The 11,047-nt window shown below is 62.9% G+C and carries 7 protein-coding genes; 2 read left to right on the top strand and 5 right to left on the bottom strand.

From position 1 onward, the window contains the following. The first annotated feature begins 1,198 nt into the window (after positions 1-1,198). A complete protein-coding gene (locus AC16DP_RS31895) occupies positions 1,199-2,941 on the top strand; it encodes a DUF4091 domain-containing protein (RefSeq protein WP_329727871.1) in 1,743 nt (580 codons plus the stop codon). A 74-nt stretch (positions 2,942-3,015) separates the two neighbouring features. On the opposite strand, the gene AC16DP_RS31890 is transcribed toward AC16DP_RS31895, so the two are convergent. From AC16DP_RS31890 to dndB, 5 genes are read right to left on the bottom strand one after another with little or no spacing between them, the layout of a single operon-like run. Continuing rightward, entirely contained in the window at positions 3,016-4,473 is a 1,458-nt protein-coding gene (locus tag AC16DP_RS31890) for a DNA phosphorothioation-associated putative methyltransferase (protein WP_329727870.1), read from the bottom strand. Beyond that, positions 4,470-4,856 (bottom strand): DNA sulfur modification protein DndE, encoded by a 387-nt coding sequence (dndE, locus tag AC16DP_RS31885; protein ID WP_329727869.1) that lies wholly within the window; start codon positions 4,854-4,856, stop codon positions 4,470-4,472. The genes AC16DP_RS31890 and dndE overlap by 4 nt, the downstream gene beginning before the upstream one ends. Positions 4,857-4,863: 7 nt before the next feature. After that, positions 4,864-6,840 carry a DNA sulfur modification protein DndD gene (dndD, locus tag AC16DP_RS31880; RefSeq protein ID WP_329727868.1) on the bottom strand — a complete coding sequence of 659 codons (1,977 nt, stop codon included), beginning with the start codon at positions 6,838-6,840 and terminating at the stop codon, positions 4,864-4,866. After that, positions 6,837-8,375: a DNA phosphorothioation system sulfurtransferase DndC gene (gene dndC, locus AC16DP_RS31875; RefSeq protein ID WP_329727867.1), complete on the bottom strand. Its 1,539-nt coding sequence runs from the start codon at positions 8,373-8,375 to the stop codon at positions 6,837-6,839. Before dndC ends, dndD begins: the two co-directional genes overlap by 4 nt. Continuing rightward, positions 8,362-9,516, bottom strand: a complete 1,155-nt coding sequence (gene dndB, locus AC16DP_RS31870; protein WP_329727932.1) for a DNA sulfur modification protein DndB — start codon at positions 9,514-9,516, stop codon at positions 8,362-8,364. Before dndB ends, dndC begins: the two co-directional genes overlap by 14 nt. A 158-nt stretch (positions 9,517-9,674) precedes the next feature. On the opposite strand from dndB, the gene dndA reads away from it, so the two are divergent. After that, positions 9,675-10,805 carry a cysteine desulfurase DndA gene (dndA, locus tag AC16DP_RS31865; RefSeq protein WP_329727866.1) on the top strand — a complete coding sequence of 377 codons (1,131 nt, stop codon included), beginning with the start codon at positions 9,675-9,677 and terminating at the stop codon, positions 10,803-10,805. Positions 10,806-11,047 lie beyond the last annotated feature (242 nt).

The following is an 11,047-nucleotide window of genomic DNA, read 5'->3' as shown; positions in this document are numbered from 1 at the left end:
CAGGGCTGCCCCGTGGGTATTCACGGCATAGCTCCCGGATGGAACAGTTCCACCTTCATGGCCACTCGTCCTTGCTCCTCGGGCCTGATGGTGTTCTCGCCCACCAACTTCGCGCGGCCCGGCATCTCCGTAGTCGTGGCCCGTCAAAGCCGCGTGCTCCTCGGGATAAGGCTCATGGCGGTCATCCCCGCTGACGTCCTGGCTGGTCGGCTAGTGCGCCTTCATCCAATCCACCCGAGGAGGAACGCAGATGGAACACATCGGCCTCTCGGCCGAGCTGGGGGAAATTCGTTACGCCATCGAGGGCGCCCATTGGATCGCGGACAGCGTCGCCATGGGCGCGGTGCCCGACCCGGCTCGGACGCACAGCGCGCCCGTCATCATCAGCGCCATCCTGCTGCTGGTGGAGAACAGGCTGCATCAGCTCGGCCGTGTACTTCGAGGCGAGGAGAACCCGGCGCACCTGATGACGCCGCACAACGCCACCGCCCAGGAGGAGGCGGACAAGGATGACGTGGTTCTGCGGGCCTGGGACTGGAGCGCGATGTCGAGGCCGTCTCCGTCCAAGCAGAAGGACACCGAGCAACCCCGTCCAGCAGCGGGAACGGAGCCCATCCCTCCGTTGGAGAAAAGCCCTCCCGTCGAGCCCAACAAGCAGGGGGGGAACAACCGCCCCCCACCGAGGAGCGGAGCTGACCGTCTGCTGCTCGGCTCGGACCTGGAGTACCAGGGGAAAGAAGCTGGCCACCTCACCACTCAACCGCCGGGGAGCAGCGGCCATCTTGATCGGAGTGGCCGAACACCTGCGGGAAGTGATGCGGCATGGGCGGTGAAGGCCCGGAGGCGAGGACCGGTCCCCGTTGCACCAGCACCCACCGTGGTGTTCCCGGTCTCGTCCGGGCGGTGTGGCGGGGGCCGGGTTGTCGGGCACCAGCTCCGGTGCAACTCCACCGCCGGAAGTCCCCGGTCACTTCTCCCAGAGGAGCGCTCTCCACCTTCGAGTAAGGGATCCTGTCGGAGTGGGTAGTGTTTTTGCCCCGAGCCCGAAGGCAACCTGGACCCGGGGGCACGTGCCAGGGGCTGCCTGGAGCGGGGACGGCCAGCACCGCGGTTGCCCCTTCCTCCGCGCCCATTCTGTTCACCCGACACCGGAGGACAGGACGACGGGGGCGGGACTCATTCCCATGGTGAACACACCATGAGCGCTCTCGTGTGGGTCGTCGGTGTGTTGGCGCTGGTTCTCGGCATGCCCGCCAGGGCGGGCTCCGGTCCCTCGGCCTGGGGGTTGGGTGCCATGGAGAAGGTGCGGCCCCAGACGCCACCGGGTGACGGCTCGCGCGTGCAGCTGTTCGCCGCGCGCAACGAGTTCGTCTCCTTCCAGGTGGGACTGCACGGAGGGGACTGGGGCTGGCCTGGGGTGAGCGCACGCCTCTCCGCGTTGGAGGGCCCCGGCCGCATCGAGGGGGGGGACCTCGTCCTCTACCGGGAGACGCTGGTGCCCGTCGCCCACCAGTCGCTGTCGGGCGTGGAGGTGGGGGCGTGGCCAGACGGACTGGTGCCAGACACCGACGAGACGGTGGGCGAGAAGCGTCTGGCCTTCCCCCTGGACGTGCCCGCGCACGAGTCGCGTGCCCTCTGGGTGGACGTGCACGTGCCCATGGGCGCACCCCCGGGCGACTACCACGGCTCGGTCGAGGTGGTGGGCGGCGGGTCCTTCGCGCGGGTGGAGGTGTCCCTCACCGTGGTGGACTGGGTGATGCCGAGCACGTCGTCGTTGCGGACGAGCTTCTCCGTCTGGACTCCCAGCCTGTGCATGGCCTTCACCGGGCAGCGGGAGTGCTCCCGGGAGGAGCAGCTCCGGTTGTCGTCGGACTTCCTGAAGCTGGGGCTCGAGCACCGCATCACGCTCTCCAGCCGGTTCGATCCCCAGGATCGTCCGGACTGGGCCACCTTCGACACCTGGTGGGGCCCGTACGTCGAGGGCCTCGCGCCCCTGCGTCTGCCGGGAGCGCGGATGACGAGCGTGGAGTATCTGGGCGATTTCACTGCCGAGGCGCTCGCGGACTTCGGAGTCCAGGCGGGAGCGCGCGGCTGGTTGCCCCGTGCCTTGAGCTTTCCGGGCGACGAGCCCCCCTATGGCATCTCGTTCGACGAGGTGCGGGCCCGTGCCAGGCTGTCACGGCAGGCGGAGCCGCGGTTGCGCACGGTGCTCACCATCTCCTCCCTTCAGGAGTTGGAGCGGCAAGGGTTGAGCGAGCTCATCGACATCGCCACGGTGACGGTCATCTGGCTCTACACGATGCCGGAGCAACGCGTGGGGGCCGGGGCGATCTCTCGCTACGAGGCCTTCCTCGGCCGGAGGGAGCGGGAGCTGTGGGTCTACCAGAGCTGTGTGACCCACGGCTGTGGCGGCGCCGCGCCAGGGGGGGATTGGCCCTCGTACATGGTGGACCGTCCGTCCTCGAGCGCGCGCGCACTGGAGTGGATCTCCTTCCAGGTGGGCGCGACGGGAGAGCTCTACTATCAGGTGGCGCAGATGCTCTCCACGGCGTGGACGAACCAGAACGCCTTTGGAGGTTTTGGTGACGGGACGCTCTTCTATCCGGGGACGGTCTCCGCCATTGGGGGGAGCACGGGCGTGCCCCTGCCGTCCATGCGGCTCAAGCTCATCCGCCTGGGGATGCAGGACTACGAGTGGTTGAAGGCGGTGGGGGACGCGGGGGACGCCGCGTTCGCGCGAGGGGTTGCGCAAGAGCTCATCCCCACGCCCTGGCAGGTGCCCGGCGACGGCGAACTCTTCGAGCGGTCCCGAGTGCTCCTCATCCAGCGTTACCTCACCCTCATGGGAGCCGCGGTTCCCGAGTCCGTGACGGCGTACCTCCGCGAGCACCCCGGTCCGCCCACGCGTGACTTGTTCACACCGGTGCGCTCGGCGGAGTAGGACCGGGACGGCGGCTCGGAACGAAGGCACGTCTGAACCACGAAGTACGGGAGAGCCACAAGACCGGGCTAGGCTCAGCCCCTGCTCAACACGACGCGATGCCCTCGGAGGCTCACTCCGCGTTCCTGAAGGACCTGCTCCCATCCAGCCTGTGTGCCGATCCGCTCTGGGGACTCATACAACCCATGACGCTCCTCCTGGGCTGTGAGCCGGGCGAACTTCGCATGCTGAGGGTACGCTTCCGCGACGAATTCTTCTTTGCGGTGAAGGATGGGCGGGTTTTTCGAGTTGCTGAAGTGCCGCACCTCGATGCGGAACGTCTGGAGTGCGACGAGCAACGAGGAATCCAGGCGGGGATGTGGATCGGTATCGAAGCCCGGATACGAGAGGTAGGAGACTTGAGGGCTGCCGCGGTGCAGTTTGATGACGTTCGCGCTCTCGACGGCACCGATGAAGGCACGTGCGCATCCCTCGTAGATTCTGAGCACTGGGGCCAGCTTGTCGAGGGCTGATACGTGTACGTAGAGCGCCGAGGGGGTTTGCTTGCCGATCTTCGATTGCTGGCAGAGCCGGTCCACACTGGGCATGTGACCTGCTGAGAACAGCAAAGCATCCGCCAGTTCGCAGGCCGCCTTGTACGAGGTGAAGAACGCCCGCATGTCGAGCTGGAGCGGGGCAGAAAGCTCGGTGAGCCGAGGGCGCCGGCTGAACCGTGAGAGTGCAAGGTAGATGAGGAGGTCCTCCGTGCGTTGTTGCTGCACGTCCTCCCACTGAGCCTCGTCCACGACAGCGCGGACGACGCGGAACGCGCGTTGAATCGAGCCGAACGCTTCGCAGATGGCCTGGGCGCCGCTCAGTTCTTCCTGTTGCGGCAGTCGACCCTGGTGGCCAAGGAAATCGAGCAGCGGTTGCAAGATGTCCTTGTGGCGCTCGAAGAGTTCGTCGGAGCGACGGACGCGAGGGGCCGCACCGAGCCGTCGATACCGGGATGCGAGGAATGTCTGCCGGGCAGCCTCGTCTCGGAAGATGTAGAAGACGCCAGGACCCGCGGGCACGCTCGCTACTTCCAGAGTGCCGTCAATCCAGCGGCGGAGCTCATCTTGGTGGTAGAGCTTCTGGAATGTTCCCAGGCGAGTCACGAACCCGTCCTGGTGGCAGCCACCGATGATCTGATGGGCCTCCACTTCGAGTCGGGCTGCTACGACGAGGACCTTCGTGGCCAGCGACCAGGCGGTACGGAGTACCTCGGCTCGCTCCGCCACATCCTCGATGACGTTCACGACGTACCCGAGATTGACGACATCCGCCTGGTTTCGAGGTCCATCAGGACGGTGGGCGGGGTCCCACCCATCGCAATCAATGCCTTGCTCGCGCAGGCGCCGGATGTCCCCTCCTCGCCCGCATCCGTAATCGAGGACGCGGGTGCTCTGCGTAATGACGCCGTCATTCAGCGCCAGACGGGCTGGACGAGACAGGTCCGTTCGCGCGAGTGCAGTCCGGTGACGCGCGAAGCCCGGTGCAGCCTCGCTCACGGCGAGAGTCCAGGAATGCGCCGGAACAAGTCGGCGACATCGCGCATCTTCTTGTCGGCGAACAGGTACCCGATGCCCCGGTGAAGGTGCAGTCGGAACTGGTCCGCGAGAACTTCGTCGGAGAGCTCCAGACCATCACGAAGACAACGAGCCCGCAGAAGGGCCTCGTATATCTCTGCGTGCTCACCTCCGAATGTCTTCCACGTCATCTCCACCGAACTGTCCGCCGGAATCCGGATGGAATGCGGCGGTGTGGGCTCGGCAAGCGACGTGCAGAACGCCCACCGGCACAGAACGTTCCAGTGCATGATGCCCGTGACGCGCTTGAGCTTGATGAGCTGTTCCTTCGCCTGCTGGGACAGCTTGATGTGCTCGATCACCATGTACGCCCTACCCCCAGAAGTAACCTTTTTCCACGCGAGAGGACTGCTCCTGACCGTCATAAGCCAGCCGGTAGGAGAGACACACGGAGGACTTCAAGCGTTCGAGGCCTGATTCATCGATCTCCTGATCCGTGGAGAGCAGGATCACCTGATGGCTGGCGAAGGGGAAGTAACGCTCGACGAGATGGCTGCGGTGTACAGAGTCGAGCCGCCCCAACGGAGTATCGATGACGACAGGAAGGGGGCGTCCGGCGGCACGCGCGAGCCCCCAGATGATGGAGATCGCGAGCAGCTGCCGTTCGCCAGCGGAAAGACGCTCGGGAGGCAGTGGCTGGTCATCCCTGCCGAACATCGAGAGGTGGTACGTCGATGGATCGATCGCCAGCCGAGTCACCAGCGAATCCTTGCGGATCAGGTGGCTGAATCCTTCCAGGATGAGTTGCTCGATGCGCCGCACGTGCCGCTCGGCCACCTTTTTACGGAACTGCTCCATGGCCGAGCGGACGCCTTGTGCATGCTGGATGATGCGGTTGGCTTCCTCTTGGCGGAAGCGATCATCCACTTCGTGCTCGACCAGCTTGGTATAGGCATCCCACTTGCGTGAGCGTTCCAGCTGGAGGCGCTCGACTTCTTCTGCGGCGACCTGCAACTCGGCTTCCGCTTTCGCGAGGGCTTTCCTGGCCTCCTCTAGCTGGCGGACCAAGTCACCGATGGCTTCTTCATCGGGCAGCATCTCGAGCGTACGATCCGCCCGCGTGAGTTCCTGTTGGAGAGAGTCGACTTCACGCAGCAGCACCGTGCCGGTCGCCTGGACCTCGGAGAGAAGGGCGCCGCGTAGGCTCGCCAGGTCACGGTTGGCTTCGTCCGTGAGGCGAAGGCTTGGTCCCTCGGAATGAACAGGCTTACGGTTCTCCCGATCTTGAGTCAGGTAACGTGCGAGCCGGGTCAGTACTGCGGACGGTGTTCCGGCCCGCTTTGCTTCCGACAGGAGCTTCTCGTCCCGCTCGGAAAGGACGGTGAGCAGCTCTTCTTTCAACTTGGAGTCAGGGGATTCCGATCTGGCAGCCACCTCGTCGAGTAGCTCCCTGACCAGGAGCAGCGGCGCAGCACTTTCAGACAACTCGCGGAGACGATCGTAGGTTCTTTCGAGACTGTCAGCAGTCGTCTGACGCGCTGCTTCATGCTCGGCGCGCTTGGTATAGAGCTCGCCTCCTGCCCTGCGGAACTTCTCTTCGAGGTCGCGAACGCGTTTCTTCTGACGATCGACCTGGTTCTGTTTCGACCCGCGGGTTGTGACCGCCTCGGAGTAGCGCTCCTTGATTTGCTCGACCTCTGTATTCGCAGCCGCGAGCTTGTTCTGATCCTCTTGGGAGCGTTGCTTTTCCCGGTTGCGACGCTCGACCACCTTCAAATCCGTTTGGAGCAAATCAACCAAGTCGAGTCCAAGCAGCGACTGGAGCGCAGTGGCCAGCACATCCGCGGAGCCTTCCAGGTCCGCGAGCGATTCGATCTTTTCGCCGTCGAAGAAGAAGAATCCGGAGAGCCGTGATGGGATGAACTCCTCTACCATCTCGGTCCAATTCTCTGTAGCGACGGGATCCAGTTTGCCATCGCAAAGCACCTCGAGGTGCTCACGCACCGTCCGCCCTTTCGCGGACCAGGCGCGGTGAATTCGGAAGATGCGCTCGACTCCATCGACACGGTGGCGGAACCGTAGCTCAAGAGCCGCACCATCCTGTGGGTCGATAGCGCGATGGATGCAACGGCGTAGGAACTCCTCGTAGGAGAGTTCCCGGCGATTCGAGCAATCGGCGAGCTTTCCGTAGAGAACGAGCTTCAGGGCATCGAGCAGGGTCGTCTTACCGCTGCCGTTCAGTCCGCCAAAGAGAATGATCGGCTTGTTCTTCGAGGTGGGCGTCAACTCGATGACGTGACGCCCGTGATAGATGCCGAAGTTGTGGAGGATGAGCTGGTCGAGAATCATGAGACGGCCTGGTCCTGAGAGTCCGTCGAAGACTCTCCGGACAACAAGTCGAGCTGCTGCGGCTCCAGGGTCTGACGCATTTCGTCGATCTTCTCTCGTGCGTCCTGCCGAGCGACGGCGTACTTCGTCGCATCGGCAGCATCCGTGAAGAAGCCTTTCTTGATGGAACCCTCCAACGCATCGAAGAGACCCGTGCGTCTTGACATGGAGCGATGGCGTCGCTCGATGTCGAGCAGCTCGCGTGCGAGCTCGAAGCGCAGGCGATCCTGCCCGCAGACCTCGCGTAGAAGTTCCATGTCCTCGGCGCTGAAGATCAGGTTGTCGTCGAGAGCAGGACCCGGGTAGGGCTCCTCCATGGCCTGGGCGTAGATACGAGGAAGGTTGTCCTCGATCTCGTGCTTTTCGACCACCCAGATGCGTCGGATCTCCTGCATCTCGGGGAGCGAGATGAGCTCGATGCTGCGGACGTGCTCGGGGCCATTGTTGCGCACCCATCGTTGGGCCTTGAGCACACGGTACAGCCAGTTTTCACGAGCGGACTGTGTGTAGGGTCCGGGGATGGGCCTTCCGTGATGGAGCTGAACGAGACCGTTCATGCGGCGAAAGTCGCGCAGGTGCTTGTCGTCCGTGACATCCAGTTCGTCACGCAGCTTCAACAACGGGAGCATCCACTCCTTCTCCTCGTCGTTCTGGATCATGGCCTGCATCGACTTGTCTTTTTCCACCAGCGTGCAGACCCAGCAGCCGAAGCGGCTGTCTCCGCAACTGGGAGTCGTGTCGTCGACCACGAGCGGGCACTCTCCATCGGCGGAGGCCCCCTGGTACATGGTCAGCAAGTCCTTGTTCTTGTAACCCCAGGTATTGGGGTACTGCATCAGGAACATCCAGACGTCATCGTTCGTCCAGTCCTCGATGGGACTGTAGATGAGGGAGTTGGGCAGGTTGGCGTTGGGACTGAGGCGTTCCCGCACGCGCCTTCGCTCGTGGCGCTCCATGGCGCGGGCCCGGGCGGCACTTTCCGCTTTCCGCGTGCCGAGCACGAGGATGACCTCGCCACTCTTGCGGACAACGTTGCTGATGAACGCGTTGGAAGGGCGGATCTTCAGCCGGTAGGTGCACCACCTGAACTTAGGGCGTGGCGCTGGGTACCCCTTGCCAATGAGGTTGACCCAGAACGTGTCCGTGACCTCGGGGGTGAGCCGGCGCGGCTCGATGGGCATGCCCGCACTGGCCGCGCTCTTCTTCATCGTCTCGAGCGATTGGGACACCCAGGCGGCAACGACCGGGTTCTCCACCAGGGTATCGGTGCTGATGACGTGGATGGTCTTCGTCCGCTTCTCTGCGGGAAGCCCGGCGAGCGCCATCCAGACGAGTTGGAGGCACGCGGTCGAATCCTTTCCTCCGCTGTAGCCCACCACCCATGGAACCTGGTCTGCCAGATAGAGTTCCTGGATCTCCTCGACCAGTGAGGCAATCACCTGCTTCATGCCAAGGGCATCGAAGGCGGAGCCCCGCTTTGAATCAGTTCGCTGCATGTTCTCCTCGCAGCAAGGCGTCCTCGATACGCTGCTCTTCAGGAGTCAGCAGGAGTCCGAGGTGGGCCTTGATGAGGTTCGTAGTCAGGGTGACGTGCGTACCGGCTTTCGATACCCGGCCACCCACGAGGGCTCGGCCCTCCCAGAGCTTCGCGTTCGAGCGCGACCAATCGAGCCGCGAGAGCTTCTTCAGGGACTTCTTCCAGGCTTGTGGCTGCTCACGCAGAAGCGTATTGCCGACACGGCCGAGGGCTTGGAGGACGACTCCGTGCGTATGAAGCAGATCGCGACGCACTTCCGCGGCGCTCAGCTTCTGCTCCAGAACTTGCTGCCACTCGGGGAACAGCTTCGCGGTCTCATCCCAGAAGGCCGTCGCCAATTCCCGGCGCTCCTCGTCGCTGAGATCCTCCAAGCGGGCCAGGAGGGCTCGGGTCGCCGTGTACAATGCGCTCAGGGTGAACAGCTTCCGCGAGCGGGCAGAGAGGGTGCTACGTTCCATCTCCGTGAGGTCACGGTAGAGAGGCAGCTTCAGCACCGAGTGTTTGACGACCTTCGCGCCGTCCTCTCGATGGTCGTACAGCACTCCCAGCGAAGTCGATGGACGGATGGCGTGCCGATTGAGGTCCGCGAACATCTGCTGGCAGCGCTCGAGACCAGTGTCGAGGAAGAAGACGACGGCGATGGTCTCGTCAGCCAGGTCCGGGTTCTCGCGGATGGCGGCCTCGATGGCGGCGCGGCGATGCTGCCCGTCGTTGATGACGAACCGCGCGTGCATCGACACTTGGAGGCTACCGAGCTTCTGTGCGTCGCCGGTCTCGCCTAGGGGCTCGAAGCGTACGTCTCCGTCAATGGATGCGGTGAGCGCCGAGAACGTGTAGGAGTCGCGGTTCCCCAGGATGTAGCGCGCCATTTCCGGGATGCGCCCCTTATTGAGGACTCGCTGTGCGCGCAGCTCTGGGACCAGCTCGTCCTCGTTGAAGAGGAAGATGCGGGGGATGAGCCGCAGCGGGCACATGGAGACGTAGAACTCCCGGTGGGCCTGTACTCCCCGGATGGCGGGGAATACGTACCCAAAGGCGGCCGGAGATTGCGACCGACGTCCGGAAGATGACGTATCAGATAGGCCAGGAGCACGACGCATGAAGTCATGTGGCGTATCTTTGATGACGCCCATGCGTCAATAAGAAAGATGACGCCTGTACGTCAACAAAAAAGCAAACAGGGCGAAAAAATCAAGATCCTGGCCGACTGACTTCGGGGGGTATACCTAGTTGGGCGCACCTGAAGGAGGACTCAGCGGTGACGGCCTACCTCGACTGCAACGCGACAACCCCCATGGAGCCCGAGGTCCGGGACGTAGTGCTGCGGTTCATGGCCGAGGATTTCGGCAATGCCGGCAGCCGGACGCACGACTTCGGAATTCGGGCGCAGCAGGCGGTCCAACGTGCCCGGGAGCAGGTCGCAGCCGTGCTTGGAGCGAAGCGGGACGAAGTCCTGTTTACCAGCGGAGCGACCGAGAGCAACAATCTGGCAATTCTCGGGTTGGCGCCGCACGGTGAGAAAACGGGGCGGCGGCACATCGTAAGCACGGCGATCGAGCACAAAGCTGTACTCGAACCCCTTGAGCGACTGCGCAAGTGCGGCTTTGAGGTTACGCTCGTTCCTCCTACGGGGGGCGGCTGGGTGGACGCGGATGCAATCCGTTCAGCACTTCGCCCAGACACACTGCTTGTGTCTGTGATGCACGTGAACAATGAGACCGGAGTCCTGCAACCACTGGATGAGATATGTCGCGTATTAACGGATCACCCAGCATATTTGCACACGGATGCTGCTCAGGGATTCGGCAAGGAGTTCAAGGCGATACGCAACCCAAGAATTGACTTAATAAGTATCAGTGGCCACAAAATTTATGGCCCCAAAGGCGTTGGCGCTCTCCTTATGCGGCGTCGGGATTATGAGCGAGTTCCGCTTACCCCTTTGATGGTGGGTGGAGGGCAAGAGCGAGGGCTTCGCCCTGGAACTGTCGCTGTGCCACTTGTTGTTGGATTGGGACTGGCTGCTGAAATAGCTCTGTGCGACAATGAGCGACGGCAACGCATGATTCTGAAAATGCGTGAAGAGGCTTTGGCTTCGCTTAAACCGCTAAATGTTACGATCCACGGAGATACGGAACGCACTTTGCCTCATGTCCTGAATATATCCTTCCCGGGGGTGGATTCGGAAGCTGTGATGCTAGCGTGGAAAGGTATTTCAGCAGTTTCTAACGGGGCTGCCTGCACTTCACAGTCTTACACGCTTAGCCATGTGTTGTTGGCAATGGGATTCGCGGACGCTGATGTTCGCCGAGCCGTGCGCATTTCGTGGTGTCATCTAACTGGTCGCGTTGACTGGGCTGGTATGGCAGCTGCTATTGTACGACTGATTTGATAATCTCTGATGCTCCTGTTTCGGTAAGGCGCCTTTCTCAATGGGGTCGCTTGGGGCGAAGTCTTGGAATGGTCCTTACCGAAACTGATTTTAAACGCAGAGAATCTCAAATGCGCCTAGTACTACAGTGGGACTTTGGCGCGAGGGTCTCTGCGTCGGTAATGGCAGCGTTTGGCGATGGCCTGATGGCGGCGTCGCCAGCGGCTCCAGTGCAGGACGAAGTCCAAGGCCGGCCGCACCAC

The sequence above is a fragment of the Archangium sp. genome (assembly GCF_057119385.1).
This window is presented reverse-complemented; position numbering and strand designations above follow the sequence as displayed.